The sequence below is a fragment of the Desulforhopalus sp. IMCC35007 genome, from assembly GCF_005116575.1.
In the GTDB taxonomy this organism is placed as follows: domain Bacteria; phylum Desulfobacterota; class Desulfobulbia; order Desulfobulbales; family Desulfocapsaceae; genus Desulforhopalus_A.
Genome location: NZ_SWCN01000008.1, coordinates 176,171 through 201,333 on the forward strand (window position 1 = coordinate 176,171; position 25,163 = coordinate 201,333).

The 25,163-nt window shown below is 45.0% G+C and carries 26 protein-coding genes; 8 read left to right on the plus strand and 18 right to left on the minus strand.

Going from position 1 to position 25,163, the window contains the following annotated elements; translation table 11 throughout:
* Positions 1-60: 60 nt before the first annotated feature.
* Positions 61-249 (plus strand): hypothetical protein, encoded by a 189-nt coding sequence (locus FCL48_RS10615; protein WP_136872254.1) that lies wholly within the window; start codon positions 61-63, stop codon positions 247-249.
* A 3-nt stretch (positions 250-252) separates the two neighbouring features.
* The gene (gene mpl / locus FCL48_RS10620; protein ID WP_169309173.1) at positions 253-1,692 is read left to right on the plus strand and encodes a UDP-N-acetylmuramate:L-alanyl-gamma-D-glutamyl-meso-diaminopimelate ligase; all 1,440 of its coding nucleotides are present in this window, start codon (positions 253-255) and stop codon (positions 1,690-1,692) included.
* A gap of 24 nt (positions 1,693-1,716) precedes the next feature.
* On the opposite strand, the gene FCL48_RS24990 is transcribed toward mpl, so the two are convergent.
* On the minus strand, positions 1,717-1,968 hold the full coding sequence (locus FCL48_RS24990; RefSeq protein ID WP_169309174.1) for an Hpt domain-containing protein: 252 nt from the start codon (positions 1,966-1,968) through the stop codon (positions 1,717-1,719).
* Between the two features lie 219 nt (positions 1,969-2,187).
* On the opposite strand from FCL48_RS24990, the gene tilS reads away from it, so the two are divergent.
* Entirely contained in the window at positions 2,188-3,669 is a 1,482-nt protein-coding gene (gene tilS / locus FCL48_RS10630; RefSeq protein ID WP_136872256.1) for a tRNA lysidine(34) synthetase TilS, read from the plus strand.
* On the opposite strand, the gene selB is transcribed toward tilS, so the two are convergent.
* From selB to FCL48_RS10645, 3 genes are all read right to left on the minus strand, one after another.
* A complete protein-coding gene (selB, locus tag FCL48_RS10635) occupies positions 3,649-5,583 on the minus strand; it encodes a selenocysteine-specific translation elongation factor (protein ID WP_136872257.1) in 1,935 nt (644 codons plus the stop codon). The genes tilS and selB overlap by 21 nt on opposite strands.
* Before the next feature lie 91 nt (positions 5,584-5,674).
* On the minus strand, positions 5,675-6,301 hold the full coding sequence (locus tag FCL48_RS10640; protein ID WP_136872258.1) for an MBL fold metallo-hydrolase: 627 nt from the start codon (positions 6,299-6,301) through the stop codon (positions 5,675-5,677).
* 104 nt (positions 6,302-6,405) lie between these two features.
* Positions 6,406-7,332 carry an Mrp/NBP35 family ATP-binding protein gene (locus FCL48_RS10645; protein ID WP_136872259.1) on the minus strand — a complete coding sequence of 309 codons (927 nt, stop codon included), beginning with the start codon at positions 7,330-7,332 and terminating at the stop codon, positions 6,406-6,408.
* 290 nt (positions 7,333-7,622) lie between these two features.
* Between FCL48_RS10645 and ftsY the strand changes: the two genes are divergently transcribed.
* The 3 genes from ftsY to FCL48_RS10660 all read left to right on the plus strand — a co-directional run bounded on the left by ftsY (position 7,623) and on the right by FCL48_RS10660 (position 11,173).
* Positions 7,623-9,047: a signal recognition particle-docking protein FtsY gene (ftsY, locus tag FCL48_RS10650; protein ID WP_136872260.1), complete on the plus strand. Its 1,425-nt coding sequence runs from the start codon at positions 7,623-7,625 to the stop codon at positions 9,045-9,047.
* 35 nt (positions 9,048-9,082) lie between these two features.
* Complete coding sequence (locus tag FCL48_RS10655; protein WP_136872261.1) at positions 9,083-9,910, plus strand: DnaJ domain-containing protein; 828 nt, start codon at positions 9,083-9,085, stop codon at positions 9,908-9,910.
* A 75-nt stretch (positions 9,911-9,985) separates the two neighbouring features.
* Positions 9,986-11,173, plus strand: a complete 1,188-nt coding sequence (locus tag FCL48_RS10660) for a pyridoxal phosphate-dependent aminotransferase (RefSeq protein WP_136872262.1) — start codon at positions 9,986-9,988, stop codon at positions 11,171-11,173.
* A gap of 56 nt (positions 11,174-11,229) precedes the next feature.
* Here the strand turns inward: FCL48_RS10660 and der are convergent, their stop codons facing one another.
* The 14 genes from der to cobO form a co-directional block, all read right to left on the minus strand.
* Positions 11,230-12,579, minus strand: coding sequence for a ribosome biogenesis GTPase Der (gene der, locus FCL48_RS10665; RefSeq protein WP_136872263.1), 1,350 nt, complete (start codon positions 12,577-12,579; stop codon positions 11,230-11,232).
* 164 nt (positions 12,580-12,743) lie between these two features.
* Complete coding sequence (locus FCL48_RS10670) at positions 12,744-13,829, minus strand: aminoglycoside phosphotransferase family protein (protein ID WP_136872264.1); 1,086 nt, start codon at positions 13,827-13,829, stop codon at positions 12,744-12,746.
* Positions 13,830-13,880: 51 nt separating this feature from the next.
* Positions 13,881-14,768 (minus strand): sugar phosphate nucleotidyltransferase, encoded by an 888-nt coding sequence (locus FCL48_RS10675; RefSeq protein WP_136872265.1) that lies wholly within the window; start codon positions 14,766-14,768, stop codon positions 13,881-13,883.
* A 76-nt stretch (positions 14,769-14,844) separates the two neighbouring features.
* Positions 14,845-15,678 (minus strand): LpxI family protein, encoded by an 834-nt coding sequence (locus FCL48_RS10680; RefSeq protein WP_240744815.1) that lies wholly within the window; start codon positions 15,676-15,678, stop codon positions 14,845-14,847.
* Positions 15,679-15,700: 22 nt separating this feature from the next.
* Entirely contained in the window at positions 15,701-16,498 is a 798-nt protein-coding gene (lpxA, locus tag FCL48_RS10685; protein ID WP_136872267.1) for an acyl-ACP--UDP-N-acetylglucosamine O-acyltransferase, read from the minus strand.
* A 167-nt stretch (positions 16,499-16,665) separates the two neighbouring features.
* Positions 16,666-17,103 carry a 3-hydroxyacyl-ACP dehydratase FabZ gene (gene fabZ / locus FCL48_RS10690; RefSeq protein ID WP_371418677.1) on the minus strand — a complete coding sequence of 146 codons (438 nt, stop codon included), beginning with the start codon at positions 17,101-17,103 and terminating at the stop codon, positions 16,666-16,668.
* A gap of 33 nt (positions 17,104-17,136) precedes the next feature.
* On the minus strand, positions 17,137-18,189 hold the full coding sequence (lpxD, locus tag FCL48_RS10695) for a UDP-3-O-(3-hydroxymyristoyl)glucosamine N-acyltransferase (protein WP_136872268.1): 1,053 nt from the start codon (positions 18,187-18,189) through the stop codon (positions 17,137-17,139).
* A 10-nt stretch (positions 18,190-18,199) separates the two neighbouring features.
* Positions 18,200-19,366, minus strand: coding sequence for an exo-beta-N-acetylmuramidase NamZ domain-containing protein (locus tag FCL48_RS10700; protein ID WP_136872269.1), 1,167 nt, complete (start codon positions 19,364-19,366; stop codon positions 18,200-18,202).
* Positions 19,367-19,535: 169 nt separating this feature from the next.
* Positions 19,536-20,012, minus strand: coding sequence for a pyridoxamine 5'-phosphate oxidase family protein (locus tag FCL48_RS10705; RefSeq protein ID WP_136872270.1), 477 nt, complete (start codon positions 20,010-20,012; stop codon positions 19,536-19,538).
* A 60-nt stretch (positions 20,013-20,072) separates the two neighbouring features.
* On the minus strand, positions 20,073-20,567 hold the full coding sequence (locus tag FCL48_RS10710) for a DUF1456 family protein (RefSeq protein ID WP_136872271.1): 495 nt from the start codon (positions 20,565-20,567) through the stop codon (positions 20,073-20,075).
* 1 nt (position 20,568) lies between these two features.
* Positions 20,569-21,069, minus strand: coding sequence for a GNAT family N-acetyltransferase (locus FCL48_RS10715; RefSeq protein WP_136872272.1), 501 nt, complete (start codon positions 21,067-21,069; stop codon positions 20,569-20,571).
* A gap of 41 nt (positions 21,070-21,110) precedes the next feature.
* On the minus strand, positions 21,111-21,305 hold the full coding sequence (locus FCL48_RS10720) for a YwbE family protein (protein ID WP_136872273.1): 195 nt from the start codon (positions 21,303-21,305) through the stop codon (positions 21,111-21,113).
* A 38-nt stretch (positions 21,306-21,343) separates the two neighbouring features.
* A complete protein-coding gene (locus FCL48_RS10725) occupies positions 21,344-21,856 on the minus strand; it encodes a gamma-glutamylcyclotransferase family protein (protein ID WP_205747691.1) in 513 nt (170 codons plus the stop codon).
* 73 nt (positions 21,857-21,929) lie between these two features.
* Entirely contained in the window at positions 21,930-22,451 is a 522-nt protein-coding gene (cobO, locus tag FCL48_RS10730; protein WP_136872274.1) for a cob(I)yrinic acid a,c-diamide adenosyltransferase, read from the minus strand.
* 729 nt (positions 22,452-23,180) lie between these two features.
* On the opposite strand from cobO, the gene FCL48_RS10735 reads away from it, so the two are divergent.
* Positions 23,181-24,197 carry a type I glyceraldehyde-3-phosphate dehydrogenase gene (locus FCL48_RS10735; protein ID WP_136872275.1) on the plus strand — a complete coding sequence of 339 codons (1,017 nt, stop codon included), beginning with the start codon at positions 23,181-23,183 and terminating at the stop codon, positions 24,195-24,197.
* A gap of 300 nt (positions 24,198-24,497) precedes the next feature.
* On the plus strand, positions 24,498-25,130 hold the full coding sequence (locus FCL48_RS10740; protein ID WP_136872276.1) for a hypothetical protein: 633 nt from the start codon (positions 24,498-24,500) through the stop codon (positions 25,128-25,130).
* Positions 25,131-25,163: the final 33 nt, after the last annotated feature.

The window sequence follows — 25,163 nt, forward strand, 5'->3', positions numbered from 1 at the left end:
GACGAACTGGCCTTCTTCACGCAACGGAGGTGAATTCATTAATACAATTGGGGAACTCCAATGAATGTAACTCCAAAACCAGGGCACAAGGACCCGGTGTCAAACTCTGTCAATGATGAGACGATCCTAAAAATTACCAAAGAAATTGTTGTGAAATATATCGAAATGGGCAAGATTAGCCCTGCCGCATTTGAACTCAATTTTAAAAACATTTATACCTCCATCGAAAAAACCGTACGTACAAAATAGAAAATGATAGAACTTGACCCGCATCTCAATTACGCCCCCGAAAAAACCGAACATATCCATATTATGGGTATATGCGGGACAGGAATGGCAGCACTAGCCGGTATGCTGAAAGATTCTGGCTACACAATTACCGGAAGTGACAGTCAGGTATACCCTCCCATGTCTGGTTTTCTTGCTCAACTCCAGATCCCTGTAAGTAGCGGATACGGAAAAGAAAATCTCAACCCGACACCCGACCTGGTAATTGTCGGCAACGTCATCACCAGGAAAAACCCCGAAGCTATTGCTTTGTCCGGCCTTGACATTCCCTATCTTTCTTTCCCCCAGGCCCTGTCACACTTTTTTATAAAATCGCGCTTGTCTCTTGTCATTGCAGGAACCCACGGCAAAACCACAACCTGCTCTCTGCTTGCTTCATCTCTCTATCATGCGGAGAAGGATCCCACTTTTATGATCGGTGGAATCGTGAAAGAATTTGGTACGAACTTCAGACTTGGAGAGGGACCATATTTTGTCGCAGAAGGTGATGAATATGACACTGCCTTTTTTGATAAAGAATCAAAGTTTCTCCACTACCAGCCCCAGGTCGCGGTTATTACCTCCATTGAGTTTGATCACGCAGATATTTTCAAAGACCTTGAGGCTATAAAAAAGGCTTTCCGTAAATTTGTCGCGCTGATCCCTGAAGACGGGTTACTCATTGCCAATTTTGATGACCCTAATGTTGTTGAAATTGCAAAAGAAGCTCGATGTGCTGTTCAAAGCTACGGCCTCAGCGACACCTACAACTGGGCATTAGGGAAAACAACAACCGTTGATGGCAGAACTGAATTTGCAGTGCTCAAGGATGGTAGTTTCTGGGGAGAACTCACCGTAGCCATGACGGGAATCCATAACTGCCTCAATACCCTTGCCGTATGTGCCCTGATGAATTTTATTGGTACCACTAGAGAGACAATGAACAAAGGTTTCACTGCGTTTAAAGGAGTCAAACGAAGGCAGGAAGTACGCGGCATAGTGGGTGGAATAACAGTAATCGACGATTTTGCGCACCACCCGACCGCCGTTCGAGAGACCCTTGCCGCCTTAAAAGCTGGTTATCCAGGCAGGCGACTCATTGCAGTTTTTGAACCACGGACCAATTCTTCCAGAAGGGCTATTTTCCAAAAGGATTATGTGCAGGCCTTTCGTTCGGCGGACCTTGTTCTGCTGCGGGAACCTTTACCTATTCCAGGCTTTGAGGATGACCTTTTCAGCTCAGCTACCCTGGCGCACGACATCAGCTATCAATTTCAGCTTGATGCCTCATCATTTGCAAACACTGATGAAATATTGATGCGGTTAAAGCAAATCCTACAGAAAGGAGATGTGGTTGCTGTGTTATCCAACGGTGGATTTGACAACATACATGAGAGACTGCTGAGACAACTCCAGCAGTCGTGAGCGTACTTTTTAAAACCTCTGAATTTATTGAAGAATATCTTTAAGATGATGATGCAGCTGATCAATTTTAGCTCTGTAGTCAATCGCCGCATCTTCAGCTTTTCCGCATTCTTCAATATCTCTGGCAATACGGGCGCATTCATTGAGCCCGAGGTTAAGAAAAGCCCCTTTTATTGTATGACCAGCCTTGCCAACCTGCATCAGATTGTTCTTGTTTAATGCTTCTTCAAGGTTTTTCATATGCATGCCAAGGGTTGACAAAAAACTTGGCATCATTGTTTCAACCTGATCAGCAGGAAGGTGAAAATGCTCAGACAAATACTTTTTAATCTCTTCTACACTCATTGTACCATTGTGTACTTGTGAATCGTTCCTGCCAGCATCCCCCGCTGGGCAAATGTTATTCCTATACATATCACTCTTGTATCACTATTATTATATGAAATTGTCTGGTCACGCCCATTATTTTTTTCAAACTTCAACAAATAATCTGCATTGGATCCTAGAATCTGCCAATTTCAAAATAATATAGCAACGACTATCTCCAGATACAGTCTGTTACTCCCTGGCGATGGGCTCATTGTTGCTGTGTCCGGTGGCGCGGATTCCCTTGCCTTACTTGTTGTCCTGCAGGCGTTGCCCCTCAACCTTCAACTCACCCCTGTCTACGTTGATCATGGCCTTCGCCCAAACGAAATACCCCATGAGATAGAACTCATCCAGAATCTTTGTCAGAGCTTAAATCTTACCCTTACTATCAAGCCAGTAGACGTCAAAGGGTATTGTCGGATCCACAAAAAATCCACAGAAGATGCGGCCAGATTTCTCAGATACAGAGCTCTTGAGGAGGTCCGCACTCTTCATAACCATAAAAAAATCGCAGTCGCTCACCACGCGGACGATCAGGTGGAAGAGTTTTTTATACGCCTTCTCAGGGGAAGCGCTGTCAAAGCCTTATCCGGCATGCAAATAGAAAATGGAAAAATCATTCGTCCATTGCTCCTTGAAAACCGACAAACCATTGAACAATTTCTTACCATTCAAAATATACCTTGGTCTACGGATTCCTCGAACCTCAGCAGGGATTATTTACGCAATAGAATCAGATTAGATTTACTCCCAGACCTTGAAAAAGCCTACAATCCTGCTCTTAGAAAAACAGTCCTGCAGACGATGGATGTCCTGCGTGAAGAAGACCGGTTGCTCCATGATCTCACGGGGAAAAGCTATCGCAGATGTGTACAGGAAGTGTACAGTCGAAAGGGAGAAACACAGAACTTTTGCATAACGGTGAATTCAGAAATTTATCTTACACTTGAGCTCGCATTACGCAGGAGAGTGCTGGAAAAAATATGCTGGAAGCTGGAAATCCCTCCTTCTTTTATTATCATTTCAGAAATAGACCACCTGATTACAACAGCGGAGAACAGCAAAACTCTCCATTTAGCCGACGGGGTCAGGGTCGTCAAATCCAAAGGTCAGATACTCTTCAGCCGTCCTTACCTTGGTAAAAACAAACGAGGTTCTACACGTTACCCAAAAGGATATGAGCTAACAATACAACAACCTGGACACTACTTTGTTCCTGGGACTGCCATGACCATAGGGCTGTTGGAGCAGTCATCATTGAAACCTGCAGACAATCCAAAAGAACTGAGGGTTGACCTTACTAAGCTTGCCTTTCCTCTTTTGATCAGAGGATTACATCCTGGGGAAAAATTTATTCCTTGTAACTCTGCGGGAAGTAAAAAAATATCGAGATATTATAACGAACAAAAATTGGACAAACTCCAGCGTCAATCCTGGCCAATTCTCTTTTCAGGTGACTCAGTCGTGGCAATTATCGGATACAATGTCGACCACCGCTACAGAGTGACAGAGACGACGGAAAAAATTCTCCACATAACCTGCAGTGGTACCCTGGAACTACTGCCAAACGATGAGAAAGAGACAGGTTCAGGAGACTTTTTTTCGTAAAATCCTCTTATCCCCGATCCTCATGGTAATTTTTTCACGGTCCAGATACTCGAGAATTGGAATAGAAAATTTTCTGGTAAGCCCAGTCAGCTCCTTAAAAGCTGGTGCGTCAATTTCGCCGTTGGTCTCGATGTGCTTTTTCACAGAATCGATCAGAGGATCCAGGATTCTCTTGGAATAATACAGTGATTCACTGACTTTAATAATTTTTCCATCCCTGATATCAAGGTTGATGACTTCTTTGACCAGTTTTCCAGGATACTCCTCAAAGTGTTCCATCGTCTCCTTTATGGTCGGAGTGGAGAGACCCCGTTGAATAAACCATGCGTCGAGATCTTTTCGGAGCTGCTCTTCGTCAGCTTTCAGGGCCACTTCATGGTCCGCCATGCGCACAATAGACTCTTCCTGAATGACAACGCCTTTACGAATAAGCTCATTCAAACAGTAGCTGTAAACTTTCTGATCTATTTCTCTGCCAAGACTTGTACGTAACTCCTCTTTGGCAAGCCCTTGCAGCAACGGATTTGTCTTATGGTATTGAGTCAGATAATTGACAAACAACTGTTTTATATTTTCGGCGATCTCAGCCACAACATAGCGCTGGGTGGCCGAATCAACGACAACCATCTTTTTCGTCGAGATAGGGTCCTGCAGTGCTTTTTTCAAATGTTTACCAAACAACCCCAGCCGAATTCCGACTTCGTCTGCGGTAAGTCCAAGTTCACGACTCTCTTTGAGAAGAAAAAGAATCTTGTCCTCAACACTGCCATCCTTGAGCTTTTGATACATCTCAAGATTATACTGCCGGTCACCGTCGAGCAGTCGTTTTCTTTTCCGTGGAGAGACGTTGCCCAGGATCACTCCGCCACCAATCGTCGCCACAGGTGAATAGCTTCGAATAACAAATCTGTCTTCCGGCCAGACCACGGCTTTTTCTTCCAGCAGCACCTGCACCGGCACCTCTTCACCAGGCTGAACCTCATCCCGGTCCAGAAGCGATATTCTACCGATAATCTCGGCAGTACCGACATGGACCCTCACCCTTGATCGATGTTTCAACGGTTTGGGATTAGAAGCAAGATAGAAGAATTGACAGTCAAGCATGTAGCTTGCCTGCAGCGTGTTGTCCGGTGCCAGCACCATCCCTCTTTCAATTTCACTTTTGGAGACACCCTGGAGATTTATAGCGGTCCTGTGCCCTGCTTCCACTTCATCAACAGCAGAGGAATGTACCTGTATACCTCTTATTTTTGCCCTTCTCTCGGTTGGATAAATACGTAAGTCTTCCCCCACTGCGGTTCTGCCGGAAATTGAAGTGCCGGTTACGACTGCACCAAAACCCTTGATGGCAAAAATCCGGTCCACAGAGAGACGAAATGGGCCAAAGACTTCATGAAAGCTAAAGCCCGCGACAATCTTGTTTATCTCGTCGCGAACTTCCTCTATCCCTTCCCCGGTGGTCGAAGATACGTTAATTATGGGGGCACCTTCCAGGAAGGAGTCTGCGCAGAATTCTTGAATTTCCTCGTTGACCATCTCCAGCCAATCCGGGTCAACCATATCTTTTTTTGTTACAATAATGATTCCCTGCTCAACCCCCATCAACCGGCAGATTTCAAAATGTTCAACGGTCTGCGGCATGATACCTTCGTCTGCGGCAACAATAAAGGCAAGAATGTCTATCCCAGAAACACCTGAGACCATTGTCTTCACAAACTTTTCATGCCCGGGAACATCGACAATGCCTATTCTGTGCCCACATGGAAGATCAAGATAGGCAAAACCAAGTTCAATGGTAATCCCTCTTTTTTGCTCTTCTTTAAGTCGGTCTGTCTCAAAACCTGTCAGGGCACGGATAAAACTCGTTTTTCCATGATCTACATGTCCGGCGGTACCAAGAACAATCTCACGCATAAATATCGTTACTGTTAAAAGATGTTACCTAAAAGCCTCAACCCCATGAATATTTCCATGAAACAGAAGGAAAGGCCTTGGTCTGGTATTTTTATAAAAAGGGGTTAGAGGCGGCTTCCCTGCCAATCGTCGACTGACTGCCACCGTATCCGTGCCCAGGCCAGACAACTGTTTCAGCGGGCAGAGATAGTAGTTTGGTGCGAATGGAATCCAGAAGTTCCTGGTGCGATCCACCGGGAAAATCAGTTCTGCCGAGCCCTCCGACAAACAAAGTATCTCCTGTTATCAGATGTGGAGCAGAATAGAGGCAGATTCCTCCCGGAGTGTGCCCTGGGGTATGTATTACCTTTAGTACAACTTTACCGATAACAATGTCATCACCCTCCTTCACCAGAATATCTGCCGGTGGTGATGGCTCAAGCCCGAGCATGGAAAAATATTTCTTAACCTCCGGCTTATCAAAAAACTCAGCATCATCTGTGTGCATGATTATTTTTGCACCGGTTATTTCCTGCAATTTTCTATTGCCACAGACATGATCAGGATGACCGTGGGTTGCAATAATATACTCGACAGACAGACCAAGCTTTTCAACTTCAGCAAGAAGGATATCCTCATCTCCACCGGGATCAACGATTGCTGCTTTTTTCGTCTTTTCACAACCGACGATATAACTGCATACCGCCATTGAACCGACAACAAACTGATGTAATATCATATGCATGCCTGATTATATTTTGTTTCAGCCAGGTGTAAGGTGATTTCTTTAACCCCGGACTGAACTGGACTATCGGGAGGCAAAAGCCTCCCGATGGATTTTTCTTATGAACAGGATCCGCCACACCCGCAGCTGGTCTCTTTTGGAGCCATATTCAAACTGACGGGTGCCGCAACGGGTGGCAACCTGATTTCAATGGCCTTAACAACCTCACTAAAGGCCTTTACTGCGGGACTATCGGCATCTGAAGAGAGATAGGGTTTACCATCATCCCCTGCCAGAACGACTTTTGGGTCCATTGGGATTTTACCAAGAAATGGCAGATCCAATTCTCTGGCAAGCTCTTCGCCACCACCGGATTTAAAAATATCCACAGTAGCATTGCAGTGTGGACAGACAAACCCGGACATATTTTCAACCACCCCCGCAATTTCAACTTTTACCGTTTTGCAGAAGTTGATAGACTTCCGAACATCTGCAAGAGCAACTTTTTGCGGTGTTGTGACGACAATCGCCTTCACGTGGGGGATTGTCTGGGCAACGGACAAGGGCTCATCCCCTGTTCCCGGAGGAGCATCAATGATCAGATAATCCAGTTCCCCCCAATCCATATCAGAGACAAACTGTCGAATAGCCTGGATTTTTAACGGTCCCCGCCAGATTATAGCCTCATCCCTGTCTTTCATCATATATTCCAGAGAGACAACTTTTAAATTATCATTAAATTTCAGGGGAGGTACAAGGCCGTCTGGGGTTGCAGGGGGCTCGATGGTGCCTTTAAGATTAAGCATACGTACCACATCAGGTCCATGGATATCAACGTCCATTAACCCAACCTTATGTCCCGCCTTGGCAAGACCTAGAGCAAGATTGACAGAGACAGTCGACTTACCAACCCCGCCTTTGCCGCTCATAACAAGTATCTTATTCTTAATTTTTCCAAGTGATTTATTGATCGCAAGTTCCTGTTGTGCAGCAGCAGCCTTTTGTGACTCCGGTGTACTACAGGATCCTCCACAAGATCCAGCCATTTCCATACCTCCAGTAAAAATATCTAATATATAGGTATTGAGCATTGCCCATTACAACTGTGAACAAACGTCCCAATTTTAACGCTCACTACAGTAATGCGCATATGCCGATTTGCAAAGACATTAATAGCGCGTCAAAAAGCAGAGTACAACCAAAATAAAATAATGCAAAGTATTGAAAATCAAAGTATTGAACTTACTATTATTGAGTTTATCACAACAAATAGAATAGATTTACATTCCCCAGAAAGCTCCGGTTTATGTATCGCAACTCTTACCATGGATAGAAAATGCTAGGTTGGTTCAAAAAAAAATTTGGAAAAAAGGAAACCCCATCTGTACCTGACGTCCCTTCGATTGAACATGAAGGAGGACCGCAACCTGACGAATTACCTGCAGAAATAGAAACTTCTAAACCATCCCCCCCCGCATCACTCCAAGAGGATGCAGCCAGAGTAGACAGCACTCCCTCCACGGAAAGTACAGAGCAATTAGACCAAGACAAGGCTAAAGACACTGTTGACAGAACACCAACTCCCTCCAGAGAAGAAACGGTTCTGCCTAAAAAAGATATAATAGAAAGTGCAAAAAAAGAAGATGTTGACGTGTCAGAACCCGAGTCCCTCCCCGAGATTCTCACTCAAGAAGTGGAAGCAAAAGTAATAGCTGATGAACCTGAACCGCTGCAATCTTTAGAACCTTTAGAAGCTGCAGAACCGGTAGCTGAGGCTACAGATGTTGTTGAAATACAAGACAAACATGAAGAAAAAGTCAAACCCAAAAAAGAGAGTTCCCTCTTTGCACGGCTGACGAACCGTCTTGGTAAGTCCCGTGAAACGTTTACCTACCAGATGGACGCGCTCTTTCTTGGTAAAAAACAGATAGACTCCAACCTTCTTGACTCCCTGGAAGAGATACTCATAACTGCAGATCTCGGCGTTGAAACCTCCGTTGAACTCATTGATTATGCCCGCAAGAAAGTAAAACGCAAAGAATTATCAGATCCGAGTGCACTTAAAGGCATACTCAAAGAACAGATCAAAAAATATATTCTGGCAAATGACGAGGACGCCACTCTTGTCATGCCAAAGTCTGGTCCCTTCGTAATAATGGTAGTTGGCGTCAATGGAGTTGGCAAGACCACCACCATTGGAAAAATTGCCCATAAATTTAAGAAATCCGGCCAGTCTGTCATGCTTGTCGCAGCGGACACCTTTCGCGCTGCCGCAGTGTCACAATTGAAAATATGGGGAGAGCGTAACGGGGTTCCTGTCATCGCTCACAAGGATGGTGCTGATCCTTCCTCCGTTGTCTTTGATGCTCTCACATCTGCTGTCGCCAACCAAGTCGATGTCGTTATCGTCGACACGGCAGGGAGGATGCACACCAAAGATAATCTCATGGAAGAACTGAAAAAAATTAAAAGAGTCATCTCCAAAAAAATGCGCGGTGCCCCCCATGAGGTCATGTTGGTTATCGATGCCACCACCGGACAAAATGGTATCTCTCAGGCACGCCTTTTTGACGCCGCAGTTGATGTGACAGGTCTTACCCTGACAAAACTCGATGGTACTTCCAAGGGTGGAATCGTTGCCAATATCTGCAGGGATATGAAAATCCCTATTCGTTTTATCGGTATCGGCGAACAGATGGACGACCTGCGTGACTTTGATGCAAACGAATTTGTTGATGCGCTTTTTCACAGTGAAAAATAACGTCACTCCCAAATTTTTTCTTATTTAATTATCACATGCAATATCAACGACAGCAACAACCCGGTTGTGGCGGATGTTTGCTCATTCTTCTGCTCTTTGTCTTTTTAACAGGTGGAGCTTCAGGGCTCATCTCTTTTCTTGGCACCCTCATCTATACTGGTTTTATCGGTATCCTCATCTTCATAGCGATGTTCTATGGTTTTTCCTATTGGGTGCAGAAAAAAGTCGTAAATTATGAACAGTCCCAGACAGAGAGCCACAACAGATTTGTCTGGCTTCTTGTTAATGTTCTCATCCATACGGCAAAAATAGATGGTCAGATAACCAGGGACGAAATCCAGACCATCCACAGGTTTTTCCAGAATAATCTACGATACAGCCAGACCCAGATGCACTGGGTGAAAGAACTGATAAAAGAAGCCACAAATTCCAGCCAATCCCTGGACGATCTCCTCCATGAATTCAAGGCCACCTTTGCCTATGAGCCTCGCTTAATCCTTCTGGAGCTTGTCTATCAGGTTCTTTATACAAAAAGCGATGTCCCCGAAAATGAACTTAACATCGCAAGGTACATTGCTTCTTACCTTGAAATTCCGGAATACGATCAACGGACCATTGAGGCAAAATACCGATACCGTCAGCAATACTCAACGGATAGTGGATACGATCAATCCGCTAAACACTACGCCACATTAGGTCTTCAAAAAGGTGCCAGCCCTGAAGAAATTAAAAAAGCCTACAGGAAACTCAGTATGCAGTACCACCCGGATAAAGTGAGACATCTCGGCGATGAATTCAGGAAAATCGCCGAAGAAAAGATGAAGGAAATCAACGCCGCCCATGATTATTTAACCAAACATTAAATTATAGAGCAGCTGACAATACATCCCACGTAAACAAAAATAACGCTATAAATTTATAATTGAAGAGGAATAAAGATGCCAGTTTCTGATAAGATGAGAATGTTCGCTGAAAAATCTTCATGGATTCGTAAAATGTTTGAAGAGGGGGCCAGGATGAAAGCAAAGTACGGTGCTGAAAATGTCTTTGATTTCAGCCTCGGTAATCCTGATGCACCACCTCCAAAAGCATACGAAACTGTCATTCGCGAGATCATTGAAGATACCTCCCCCGGGGTTCATTCCTACATGCCAAATGGCGGATACCCGTGGGTGCGAGAGGCTATTGCGCAGCGAATGTCTGTGGAACAGGAAATGCCAATATCCAACGGCGATATGCTTATGACCTGCGGTGCCGCTGGTGGACTTAATATCGTTATGAAAGCTATCCTCAACCCAGGTGATGAGGTAATCATCCTTGCACCCTATTTTGTCGAATATGGTTTTTATATCGACAACCATGGCGGAGTTGCAAAAGTCGTTTCCACAGATAAGGAGTTCAATCTTGATCTCAAGGCTATTGAGGCAGCAATCTCAGAAAAAACCAGAGCCATCATCATCAACTCTCCCAATAATCCCTGCGGCCAGGTCTATTCCGAAAAAGCTCTGATAGAACTCGGGCAACTGCTTGAGACCATGGAGAGTAAATACAGCTCAATGATCTTTATGCTTTCAGATGAACCGTATAGAAAAATCATATATGACAATTATACGGTACCTTCCATCTTCAAAGCGTACACCAACAGCATCGTAGTCTCCTCCTACTCCAAAGATCTGTCACTTCCGGGGGAAAGAATAGGCTACCTGGCAGTTCATCCAAAAATGCAAGACAAAGCTCAACTCCTTGACGCCCTGACGCTCGCCAACAGAATCCTCGGCTTTGTCAACGCACCGGCCCTCATGCAGCGGGTCGTAGCTGAGCTTCAGGATGAAGTCGTTGATATCAACCTTTATGCAAGAAGAAAAGAACTGATGTGCGGGATACTGAAAGATGCCGGCATTGAATTCACAGAGCCCAAAGGTGCTTTTTATGTCTTTCCAAAATCACCCATAGCCGATGATGTAAAATTTGTGGCCATGCTTCAGGAAGAGAGGATTCTGGCCGTCCCAGGGGTTGGCTTCGGCTCCCCAGGATACCTGCGAATAGCGTTTTGTGTTCCGGAAGAGGTAATCATCAACTCCGCTGACAGCTTCAAACGCGTAATGGCAAAAGTAGCCGCTCTGTAAATTGCAAAAAAATGCTACAAATAAAAAAGGGAACCTGCACAGGGTTCCCTTTTTTGTCAGCCGTCCTTTCGTTGACCGCTCTTATCTTTAAAGATGATCTTAATGGGAACCTTATCAAGACCAAGTCCCTCCCTGAACCTGTTAATCAGATAACGTTCATAGGAAAAATGAACCCCTTTGTACGAATTTGTCATGATGACAAATTTGGGGGGACAGGTGCCGATCTGGGAGGTGTAATAGAATTTTAACCGTTTATTTTTATAGATCGGTGGTGAATGCTGATCAACAGCGTCACTGAGAAGTCGGTTCAGTGCAGATGTTGGAAAAGTGGCACTATACTGACGGTACACAGAACCAATGGTCGGAAAAAGACGTTTTATGCCATAGCCCGTCAAGGCCGAGACATTCAAAAGAGGAGCATAGCCTACAAATGGTAAAAGTCGTGCTACATCTGCGACCACTGCATCCTGTCTTTTTTTGTTATTTTGTAAAAGATCCCATTTATTGATAAGCACGATAAGCCCACGCCCCTGCTCAAGGACATAACCGATCACCTTGGTATCCTGTTCGGTAATACCCTCATCTGCATCAATCAAGACAACTGCAATATCACATCGTCCCATGGCGGCAAGAGACTTCAGAATACTGAATTTTTCCAGTTTTTCTTTGGTTTTGCCTTTTCGTCTGATTCCTGCTGTATCAATAAAGAGATAGCTGTAATTTCCTCTGGTTACAAGGGTATCGACGCTGTCTCTGGTGGTGCCTGAAATGTCAGAGACCACCATTCTCTCCTCACCAAGTATCTGATTGATAATCGATGACTTACCAACATTGGGCCGCCCGAAAAAAGCGACCTTTACCGTGCCCTCGGGCAAGTCAAGACTGCAGTCACTCATCTTAATCGAGGCGCATAGTCCATTCATCAGCGAATAAAAGCCATAACTGTGCTCCGCTGACACCGGCCACAACTCATCGACGCCAAGCTCGTAGAACTGTGAGAGAAGCTCCTGCTCTTTTTCGGGACTGTCCACCTTGTTCACAAGATAGAACACCGGTTTCTTGGTTCGACGCAAAAGATCGACAACCTCCCAGTCAGCCGGGGTGAGTCCCTCTTTCCCATCCATGAGAAAAAGAACAATATCAGCCTCTTCCACAGCAAGTAGTGCCTGTTCACGAATATGATGTACTAAAGCATCTTCCTGATTGTCATCAATACCACCGGTATCAACGAGAATAAAGCCCTTGTCTTCCCAGAGAACCCTCTCATAGTGCCGATCCCTTGTAACACCTGGCGTTGGATCTACCAGGGCTTTGCGCGATTTTGTAATCCTGTTAAAAAGCGTTGATTTGCCAACATTGGGTCTTCCAACAAGTGCAATAATTGGCAGATTTTCATTTTCAGACATTTTAGATATTCCTGGGAATTAAAGAGACCTTCAATCGGTCATATACAATGGACAGACTTTTAGCCTGTGTGCACCCTGCCCCCGATATGCGGGGAATAAAGCGTAGTTGATTACCTGCGAGGTATTTTGATTTTTTTTGAATTTTTTTGAGTTTTCAAGAACTTCTATAGCTGCTCTATACATCGCAGGCCCTGGGTGACCATCTTTTTCAATAGAGGCAAGCCACTAAAAACAGGGTCTACCATTCTATGTTCTGCAGCTTCAAGAGCAGGTTTTAAATACTTTGCAAAAAAAGTCTTTCTCCGCACCCGCGATAAAAACGAAAAAGCCCCAATGATCTGAAGATTTCGCTGAAGGGCCAGCAATGTAAATTCTTCATGAAATACAGCAGAATCAAGGTCAATATACTTTTTGATTTCCCTCAGGTATTCGTCAAAGAGGTCTTCTTGCAAAGAAGAGCTTAGTGCGCAGTACGGATCGATGAGCAGAGATGCGAGATCATAGCCCAGTGGCCCAAGTCGTCCCCCCTGAAAATCAATAAAACGGGGCCGGCTATCGGTGAGCATAATATTGCGCGACTGGAAGTCCCTGTGAAGAAAATAACCATTAGGCGCCTCTGCGGCACGTTCTGCCAAATGAACAAACTCTTCATCGATACCACCAGGCACAGGCTCTCCGAGAAAATCTGTCCAGAATGCCTGTAAAAAATACCCCGATTCCTTCTTGAGCATTACATCTTTATCGTAGCACCCGCCATCCCAACACCAGGAAGGATCAAATCCTCTTCCACCCCTTACCTGCATTGCTGCCAGTTGGCGCACAACCTCCTTGTACTGCTCTCGTACTTGTTCTGGCTCTGCAGCATCCTCTCCTGCCACTATCCCGTGTAACCGCTGGTCGCCAAGGTCTTCAAATAACAGCAATCCAGATTCCTCATTCCAGCCATAGAGTTCTGGTACCGCGCATCTATTTTTAAACAGATGGTTGCCGATATACCATGCAGCTCTTGATTCCCGGCATTCTGTTTCACTGGGGGTAAGCGGGGCTACGGCAATGGCGAGGGCCTTTTTCTCTAAAGAAAACCTCCAGAATCTCCTTGTTGAACCATCGCTTGCAAGAGGCACAATAGCCAAAGCGCTGCGCTCATCACGGCCCATGGCAGCAGTCGTCGTATGCGAGGAAATGATCCCTTTGTCCCGCAGCATTTCTGCAGCAAGCCCCACTATATATTTATCGCTCAGGGCTACCATTTTCTCTCAACACGACCTTTCTGTTCATCTTCGTTAAGACAAATCAATATCTTATATATCTGAGGATACAATGGAATTTACGATTTCCATCCCTCCATGCACAACCACATCATCCCAGACCACACTGCGTTGCAGGTGGCTTTTGTTGCCTATTTGCGCTTCACCAATAGAGACCCAGTCCTTAAGTTGCAGTTGTGCTGGCAGTTTTGCCCGCTTGGCAATGCAATAGGGCTTCCGCACGGAACCAATCTCATGCCAGCAGGGAATTTTGTCCATCAACAATCCTTCATGGAGTGCGAGATAGTCATCAACGGTTCCCATGTCTGTCCAGTAGCAGCCATCCACCCGACAATAGTGGATATTATGCCCATGTTCAAGGAGCGAACTATAATGGTCGATGATACACGAACACCTGTTTTCAGGTATATCTCGAAATATTTTCGGTTCCACTACCTGCAACCCAGTATAGGCCAGAGTCTGGCCTTTCTTTTCTTTTCTAAAGGCAGTGACCCTGTCTCCCTCAATTGACACTGTATTAAAACGCAGATAGTCATGCATCCCAAGGGTAATATCATTACACTTCCTTTGGTGAGAAAGATACATCTCACGCAGGTTGACAGTATGATAAATATCACCATTTGTTATCAGTACTGGCTCATCTCTCATGAGGGGCAAGGCTCCACGAAGCCCACCACCCGTACCCAGAATCACCTCTTCTTCAATAAGAGTAACGCCTTCTACAGATTCCAGGGTCTCAACAATCTGTTCTTTTAAGTGATGACAGTTAACAAGAATATGGTCAAAACCAAAGTTCTTCAACCTCTCTATGGTGAGAAGCAGGATCGGCTTGTTTAAGATCGGGAATAGAGGTTTAGGCCGGATGCTGGTATGGGGAAGCAATCTTGTACCCAGGCCTGCCGCGAGTATCATTGCTTGCATAGTAGCTCTCCACCTGATTTAGAAAAAGGAATGAACCAGCAGATACACTGGTGGATGCATAATCATAAGAATCGGGTTAACCTATTGTCAGAGTGCCGTCATCATTTTCTTTCACACCGACAACGACAATTCCAGCTCTATCTGCCTCTGCCACCATACTTTGTCGATCAAAGAGAAGGGACTGCCCAGCTTCGACCGCAAGGACCTCACCTTTGACCTTTATCAGGTTTTTTATGGTGTTCAAGCCTGTGGCTGGAAGATCAAAGCGAAAATCCTGCCCCGGCTTTTTCACTTTAACGACAACGCATTTCTCTTTTGCAAGTTCTCCACCACGAAGAATGGTTGCATCCGTGCCTTCAATCGCCTCAACGGCAAGTACCGTGCAATTTCTGACAACCACGCACTGACCAATATCCAGGGCACCGATGGCTCTTGCATTCTGCCAGCCAAATTCTATATCCAGGCGCTGCTGTTTAGTGGGTTTCGCTCTGGTAAGCACACCTTCCGGAAACAGAAGATCCTGCAGAAAGAGGGTGGACTCCAGGACTTCTATACCTTCGGCTTCCATGGCCCCTGCTATCGCCCGTAAAATTGCATCATCCTGTTTCCGGTCAATCTTGTTCCACAGGGTCAGCGCCTTGAAATCTGGCAGTACATCTCTAAAGATTTTAGTCTTGGTAATTGTTCCCAGAAACACCGTCTCTTTTACCGCCTGGGCCTTAAAAAAAGAAATCAATTTACCCAGTTGTCCGAGTTTGATCCAGCAGACAGCATCAGCGGCTTCTGCAACACTTTCTTCAGTCTCACCTTTATGGGCAATAACAACCACGCGGCGACCGGCTTTTTTAGCTGCCTTAATAAACAGTTCGGGAAACTGTCCACCGCCTGCAATAATACCTATGTTTTCCATAGAAGAGGTCATAAAACGACAATCAGTCTTCAATTGTCTGTTTGACAACACCGCGCTTGGAATCTTCAAAAAACTTTACCAACACCTGTACCTCGGGGCAATCGGGATAATCGTTTTTAGCAATCTCTATCGCATCTTTCATGAGGAGATTCGGCGAACGAAAGATAAGGCGGAAGGCCTTGTCCAGGTTGGAGATCGTTTCACGATCAAAACCATTACGCCTGAGTCCCACCTTATTCACCCCTGAAATACGTGTACGGTTACGGGTTCCCGCAATGATAACATAGGGAGGAACATCAAGGCTGATTCCTGAGACGCCCCCAATATAACTGAAGGTGCCGATCCTGCAAAACTGATGCACCGCGACAAGGCCGCCGATGGAGGCCCTGTCACCAACCTCGACATGACCTGCCAGGGTTGCAACGTTTGCCATAATGACATTATTGCCAATCTTGCAGTCGTGGGCCACATGCGTATAAGCCATCAATAGGTTTGAATTACCGATGGTGGTTTTTTTTCGGCCAGTGGGGGTACCTCTGTGGATTGAGGCATACTCTCGAATCTGGTTATCATCACCGACAATCAACTCCGTAGGCTCACCTTTATAGCCCAGATCCTGAGGAGCCCCGCCAACCATTGCAAAAGAACCGACAAGATTCCGCTTACCTATTGTCGTTGGCCCCGAAACCACTGCATGGGCACCAATTACTGTATCTTCACCAATAGTTACGCCCTTTTCAATAACGGCGTATGGTCCAACTTCTGCAGAAGAATGAACTTCTGCCTTTGAATCAACCACTGCTGTGGGATGTATAGCCATGATGTAATATATATGTGTGTTGTAGAAGGATGTCTACATACTGCGTATGAATTGTTTATTGCGTTGAAAAGCTGTCTTCCTTACATCTTCGCGCATTTTAATGCAAGTATTTTCGTTGTTTTTACGGGAAATTAAAAGTCAATTCTGCAAACGCTGTAAAAAATATCTTAGGTGAAAGAGGCCATCAATTCCGCCTGAGCAACAACTTGATCGTCTACCGTCGCCTTAGCAGACATAATCATAATGGATTTCTTCTGCTTTACAAGCTCAAGGGTAAAAATCAACTGATCACCCGGGACTACAGGTCTTCTGAATCGGGCTTTATCTATTCCTGCAAAAAACAACAGTTTATTGCCGATAGCCTCCTGATTTGCGTAATATGCCATGATCCCACCTACCTGAGCCATACCCTCAAGAATGAGTACGCCAGGCATAATAGGCCTGCCGGGAAAATGCCCCTGAAAAAATGGCTCATTGATCGTGACGTTTTTAAGCCCCACTATCTCTTTCCCCATCTCTATTGATAAAATTCTATCTACCATTACAAAGGGATACCTGTGTGGCAGCAGTTTGAGAATTTCTACAATATCAATATTAGTCGGTATTACATTATCGCCCATGGAACGTCTTCTCCTTGATTACTTATCGGTTTCTTTGCTACTGCCCATTGATTCTATAGCCTTGCTATTTGCTTTAACTCGTTTTTGCAGCTCTGGCAGCTTGTTAAAGACTGCACAGGATTTGGCCCACTGGCGGATAGGAATCGCAGGTGTCCCCGCAACAACTGAACCTTTTTCAAGGTTAGTGTGGGCTGCACCCCTTGCGGCAATCATCACCTGATCCCCAACAGTGATGTGTCCCGTGGTCGCCGCCTGTCCACCCATTACGACATTTCTACCAAGTGTGGTGGAACCAGAAATCCCAACCTGCGCCACAATGAGACTGTTCTCACCTATGACAACATTATGGCCCACCTGAACCAGATTATCGATCTTACAGCCAGACTTAATAAGGGTTTCCCCGTACGCTGCTCTGTCGACACAGCTATTGGAACCTATCTCCACATCATCTTCGATGCGGACAATCCCAACCTGAGGTCTCTTTACATGCTCTCCTTTTTCATTTGCTGCATAACCGTAACCATCACTGCCGATCACAGTACCCGAATGTATGGTGACCCTTTGGCCAATGACCGTCCCATGGTATAAAGTCACGTTCGCGCAGATCCTGCTATCATCTCCTATTATCACATCATCACCGATCACCGCACCCGGTTCGATACAAACCCTTTCTCCTAAAACGACGCGGTCCCCAAGAACAGCAAGAGGGCCAATGGTGATTTCAGAACCAAGCCGACAACCGTCCCCAACAACAGACCTGCCATGAACACCTTTCGCGACGAAGGGCTTTTTCAGAAAATAGTTATGGATAATAGCAGCGGCAAGATAAGGGTCTTTTACCTGCACCAGAACAGCCCCGCATTCTTCCGTAACGCCCGGTGGAACAAGAACCGCTCCTGCCCCTGTTTCATGGAGTTGTTGAAAGTTCTTTTTCTGGGCTAAAAATGAAACATCGTCCGCCCCTGCACTCTCAAGAGGCGCAAAACCGGTGATCACTATATTTTTATCACCGGTAACCTGTCCCTGAACAAGCTCTGCAAGCTTTGCAACGCTAATATTTTTCCCTTGCATAATAATTCTCTCAATACAAAAAATAGTTTTGTCGTACCATATCATACGCCTCAAGATCGGCTTGCCACCCTTCCTCAAGTGAGGAAATCGGCTCGCCACTCTCAAGGCGCATTCGAATATCTTTGTCTCCAATAATAAGATCCATTGGCAACCTCTCGTATTCATATTCATAGGGAGGCGCTTTATACTCAAAACTCTGGGGGTTAAGTAATATAGACGCCTGCAACAGGGCAAGGCTTGTGCGATAGGGCAGAAACTCTCCAGGGTTTGTCACATGAATCTGAAACCCGTAACATGACTGTCTCGCCCACTTTCCCGAGGTTGGTTCAAACACTATCGGACGCAGAAAACAACCGGGTAGATCCGTCTTCCCAAGATAATCGAGCATTTTTTTATGCTCCCAGAATGGCGCTCCAACAAACTCGAAAGGGAGCGTTGTTCCCCTTCCCTCCGAGACATTTGTTCCTTCCCAGATCACCTGGCCTGGATAAACGAGTGCACATTCAGGTGTCGGCATATTGGGCGACGGTGCCACCCAGGGAAAACCAGTATCACGGAAAAGCATGCTTCTTGTAAGACCTCGAACGGGGACGATCGCCAAATCTGCATTAATGTCATACTCACGATTCATGAGCAGGGCGAGTTCCCCCATGGTCAGACCATGGCGCATGGGCAGCGGAAACAACCCAACAAATGAAGTGCAGTCATCTTTAAGAATATTTCCTTCTATCCGCTCACCACCAATGGGGTTGGGGCGATCGAGTATAACTATTTTTTTTCCTGTCACCGCAGCCGTCATCAGACAATAGGCCATGGTATACATGAAGGTGTACACCCGGGTTCCAACATCCACCAGATCTATGAGCAGAACATCAAAATGAGCAAACATCTCTGCAGTAGGTTTGCGCAACTCACCGTAAAGACTATATATCGGCAAGCCCGTCACAGTATCGACGCTGTGACCCGACTCGATCATATTATCCTGTTTTTCAGCAAAAAATCCATGCTGAGGCGAAAACAGACAGGTGAGACGTTCTCGGTACTTCTCCTGCAGCACAACTCTGCCATGTACAAGCCCGCTGGTTGTTGAAGCCTGGTTTGACAGGTAGGCAATCCTCTGTCCTGGAAAAACAAAGTCGCCACCTTCAGAAAGAACTTCTAGTCCAATTCGTATCATATTATTTTTATGTGTTTTTTAACAACGCAACATTTAGCACGATAAAGCGTAATGCGCCTTATCTGCGCCGTGTTCCAGTGCAGAATCGTTCATATTCAGGCGTAAAAAGTGCTGGTCAGCCTAATGATATTTGTGAAAAAAGTCAAAAGCCAATCTCCCAAAGATCTCATTATTGGCCGCTAAAATTGAGCGACTGCTTACCCGTCATGCTTTCAATAACTATTTTCCAGACCCTAACTCCGGCAAGGGAAATGTTTTTAAAATCCCATTTTTCTGTAGAATAATGAGCCATTATACAGTCAAGACCTGCTCTTTTTTCTTCATCTGTTGTTATTTCGAGTACTTGTCCAAAACCTATGACTGACTGGAAGGTAAAGGACCAGTCACAGGGCTTCTGATCGTGGGGTCTCACCTCCACATTATGTTCAAACTCGAAGCATACTGCGCTGTTTGAAGACATATAATCTATCTTCATGCCACCACTCGCTGCAGTATGAAAATAAATTATCCCCTCGACATAGCCAAATGAAACGGGGACAATATACGGCAGATTATCTTTTGCCAATCCAATCCTGCACACCTGACAGTGTCGAATCACCTCACTCATTGCGTCAACAGATGTAATTTCTTTATCAACCCTTCTCACATGGCCCACCGAATGTCACTTCAGGTTATAAAAAACCCGGTATTTTTCACTGTCCTGAGTTCAATCTTTCCAGACAAAATCGGATTGAGCCAGAGTTTCGCCTCGGAATTGTATCTGAAGCCCTGTCAAAAAGTTTCTCAGCACCTGATCCTTACACACCCTGTAATTCTTGTGCCCTTTTTTACGAAAGAAGGCGCTCAGTTCATGTCGACTCAACTGTAGTTCTGCAAGAGCCAGAATCTGCAGAAGATCATCGTCTTTTAAATCAAGTGCAATTTTTAGTTTCCGCATTATCTGGTTGTTTGAGAGATAGCTCTCTACTGCAGGCGCCGCACCCTCCTTTGGACCACGTTTTTCACAGATAAAACCGTTGAGAAAGGTTGCAAGAGATGCATCCTTACATTTTTCAATTTCAGGATCGGTGTCTTTTTTCAGCCACGCACTCACCTCGGCGCGCGTTACCTGCTGTCCGCCCTTCTGGAAGACCTCCATCATCTGCGAATCGCTTAAATCAAAAACGTAACGCAGTCGTCTTAACACATCATTATTTCTCACATTATTTCCTTTTTTTATCAAATTCCTGCAAACCGAATTCCTTTTCGTAACCGACCGTAAAATGTTCAGAGGCGCTATTGCGTAAACCTAAAAAATGTTTGTTATTTTTAGTAAACGGACAGACAGGGTTCTGACAGGGAGTAAAGCCAAATTTCATATAAAATTCCGGATTGCCCAGGACAAAAAGCGTGCTGTTTTTAATCTTTTCCTGGCGAAGAGCAAAACGAATAAGCTCCGCACCAATTCCCTGGTTCTGATATTCAGGTTTTACGGCAACCGGAGCCATGTGCAGACCACAAACCTCACCATTTTTATAAGCTTTTGTAAAAGCAATATAGCCTATAACCTTGTTGATATGAAGACAGACCCACTCTTCCATTTCGCACTGATTTTTATGCAGCTTTTCAACAAGGTTTACTTCATAATTACTTCGCACAAAGGATTGTTTTAACAGACCAAGGACCTTGGGATAGGTTTCAGTGGACACTCTACGTATTTTCATTCTCAGGCCTGGCTCAAAGGTTCTTCACTCTCAAAAACGTTTCACTCAACAACTTCCTTTACTCGTCCCACAGCACCATTTTCCAAGCGTACTTTAATACCATGGGGGTGTGTTGGAGATTTGGTCAGGATGTCCCTGACGATACCCCGCTTCAACCTCCCGGAACTCTGATGCTCCTTGAGCACGATATCCACAACAGCACCTGCCCGAATATTTTTTCTACTTTTTCCATCCATCCTTATTTCTTCCTCACCTCCCAGCCTAGCCTGGCAGGTTATGATATCTGCTCAAAATATAAAGAACGCTCTCGGTGGTCTCTGTTACGATCTTCATCCTCGATCGTTTCGACACCACAGATTTTATCGACATACGGTTCTGGTAGCGCAGCAGCTCTTGCCCCAACGACGATGTGTTCGATGTACCAGCTAAAAGGGTGAAGGGTGTTATCAATCGTTGTCGCATAGTAGAGAAAACCAGTCGCCTTTTCCCCTGTTCTTGTCTTTAATTGGACCTTTTTCTCCGCATAGCCATAGCCAAGCCCTTCTGCATCATCGAGCAATGATTTGTCCCGGTATTGCATGGAGTAGAGGACTCCAAAAACTGAATCGGTTTTCAGTCCGGTGAAATAGGCATCACCTTTACCGGATCCATCCATACCCGCTTTATGAAATTTCAACAGATGCCCGGCCAGGATATACACGCCAAGGGCTTTGGCACTTGGCACCCTTTTTTGCATGCGCAGCAAGGACATGTTCGAGCCGTAAGCAAAATAATTAATTTCTGTCATCTGAGCCGCCTTCCTCTTTAACCTGCTTATTCGATAGCAATATTTTTTTTTAGGCCTCAACTAAGAAAAAAAGTTAAAACTCTATACCTTTCTGAGCCTTAATGCCATTTTCATACGCGTGCTTCAAAGGCTCCATAACCGTCACAGTATCGGCAACCGCTATGAGCTCAGGCACGGCATCCCGCCCTGTCAAAATGAGAGAAAGACGTTTGGGTTTATTTTGAATTAACTTAACAATTTCTGTAACGTCTAAAAAATCATAAAGGGGTAAATAGGTAATTTCATCTAGAATAATGAGATCATACTGGTCGCTGAGAACCTTCTCCCGGGCGATCTCAAACCCCTGCCGAGCGACCTCCCGGTCTTCGTCAATATTATCTTTTTTAAAAACAAAACCTTTACCGCAGATAAACCAGTCAAGATTCTCTGTTTTACCAGCCATAACTCGCTCACCGTACTGACCCTGGCCTTTTAAGAACTGAATAACACAAACTCTGCCGCCATGGCCCAGGGTACGAAATGCAGTACCAAGAGCTGCCGTGGTTTTACCTTTCCCATTACCGGTATTTATAATTACTCGCCCGCAAGTCTCCATAGTTTCTCCATTAAAATCTTACAAAATGACAAAAGAGTATATTCAAAGGATTCAAAGAAGGTCCCTGGTTTTTATTACTCTTTAGTCAATCAAAGAGAGGATAGCAACAGAAGAGGAGGGTATAAAAGCAGAATTACAAAGAGCCACCACAGGAAAAAATTCTCAGTAATGATGTTTTGAAAATATTTTCTGGTTCTGTGAACAATGATATCAGCAGAATCAAGACACTACGACCTCGTTGCACAGTACATGTGTATGCACCTCTCTTGAGAAGCAGAGCATCTGACCGAGGCCGCATCTATCCTTTTATCCATTATTTTACGAATGATACTGTCTCTTGCCTTTGCACAACAATTATTTTCAGTCACTCCTTACTCTACCTCAAATTCAAAGAACCTGCCCAGGATAGGGAATACCGCAGAGCAAACCTGCAATCGGATCGTAGAAACTACAGGCCATACTTTCTGCCAATCCTTTGAAGATGCTATTGTTATCTGATGCAAATCGCAGTAATGATGAACAGGCTGTATGAGGCTTAAATGCCATCTGGTTTTATCTGAATAACGAACAGTAGTTGTTGAGATAAAAAGAAAAATTGTTGCAGGTCTATACCTAAGTCATCACGGTTTGGCTTTATTGACTTAACCACAAACGATGCACCGCAGTACAAAATTTCCATGGACTGCGATGAAAAGCAAAAATATTACATATCAGGACGATTACACAGGCATGAGTTTTAAAGTTGCTATAAACGGTTACGGACGAATCGGACAATCGGTGCTGAGAGCCATCTACTCATCACCCTTTCGCTCAAAGTTCTCAATAGTTGCGATCAATGAACTGGCTGACATTGAGACCCTCACATATCTCACACGCTACGACACCACCCACGGCCGATTCCCCTATCCCTTGTCATTTAAAGGTGATCAGTTGCGCATTGGAGACGATACCATACGGATATTCAGCCAGACTGACCCAGCATTTCTACCGTGGGCTGATCTTGATGTGGATCTGTTGTTTGAATGCTCAGGGACATTTTCTGACCGGGAAACGGCGGAAGTCCACCTGCAAAGCGGAGCCAGGCGTATCCTGCTCTCTCATCCCGCTACCCCGGCAGTGGATTCAATCATAGTTTATGGTTACAACCACTCACAACTCCATGCAGATCATAAAGTCGTCTCAAATGCCTCGTGTACCACCAATTGCATCGTGCCTATCCTGGATTTACTCCATCGTGAATTTGGCATCATAAACGGGGTAACAACAACCATTCATTCCGCCATGAATGACCAACCTATTATCGACAGCTACCATCACACCAACCTGCGCCTTACCAGAAGTGCTCTACATTCCATAATCCCGATCGACACAGGTCTTGCCAAGGGGATTGACAGGTTGATGCCCCACTTGAGCGGCCGGTTTGAATGTCTTCATGTTCGTGTACCAACAATCAATGTCTCGGCACTTGACCTTTCTATTAATGTGAAAAGACCCACCACCGCAGATGCAATTAACAGAGTTGTCAAAGCCGCATCTGAGGGTTCTTTACAGGGGCTCGTCGGTTATACAGAAGAGCCCCATGCCTCAATCGATTTTAACACAGATCCAAGATCTTCAATATTTGATGGCAGCCAGACGAAAGTTTGTGGAGATACCCTTGTAAAAATTTTCTGCTGGTTTGACAATGAATGGGGCTTTGCTAACAGAATGCTTGATGTTGCCAATAAATGGCTCAGCCTTAAGTGATATTGCAGGTTATTTCGACAAGGTCTACTCCAGACTCCCCCCAGGCAATTGTACCATTGATTACATAACCTGGAACTTTGAAACAATTAAAAATAGTAACTTTCGTCAATCAAACAGAGAGTTTTCTATGAAAAGATTACATTATAAAAAGTGCTGCAATTTCTTTTTGTCTGACAGGATATTGATAAAAGGCATACCCGCCATCCTCGCCATAGTCACCATCTGCAATATACGCTTGAAATACATGCAACATGCTCAATCCGTTTATTAACCTACGTGATGATAACAGGAGATTTTACGATGCAATGGAAACTCAACGACATACGCTTTCTTCATCCCCCATTTGATTTTGTCGGAACTTTTAGCAATGAAAAAATGCAGGAACGTCATAAGGCAATGCAGGATGCAAAAATAAAAGAAATCCGGGCCGAACTTAGAAAGGCCACATTGCCAGCAGAGGCGATGTATGTTCTCAACCCCACAGAACATATTCAGTTTCTCCTTAACAACCTTGAAAAATTTAGAGAAACAGAGACACTGGAAAGTACTGTTCTAAAACTGTACTACCGTAAAAACACCCCGTTTGCACCCGCCGGGGATTATGAAACCTGGGTTATGCTTTTTGGCTTATGCGATAAAAAAAAGCTAAAAGCACTCGGTAAACCGTTTCCTAAGGAAGGTTGTACCGCCTACAGAGGCTCCCTTACGAATATCCCCCATGGGCTCAGTTGGACAACGGATACAAAAGAGGCCAAATGGATCCTCAACCGCTGGGAGGATAAGACGATGGGGGGAGGAACAGTCTATTCCGCCGTGATCAGGGAAGAAGATATTCTCATCTATTACGTTGATGGCAGGCAACAGGAGGTGATTGTCAAACCTGAAATTGTACAGCACATTGAGGCCCAGCCGATAACCTCAGTTACACTGTAATGGCCACCTGTAGTCGGAGAATGTTATTACGAT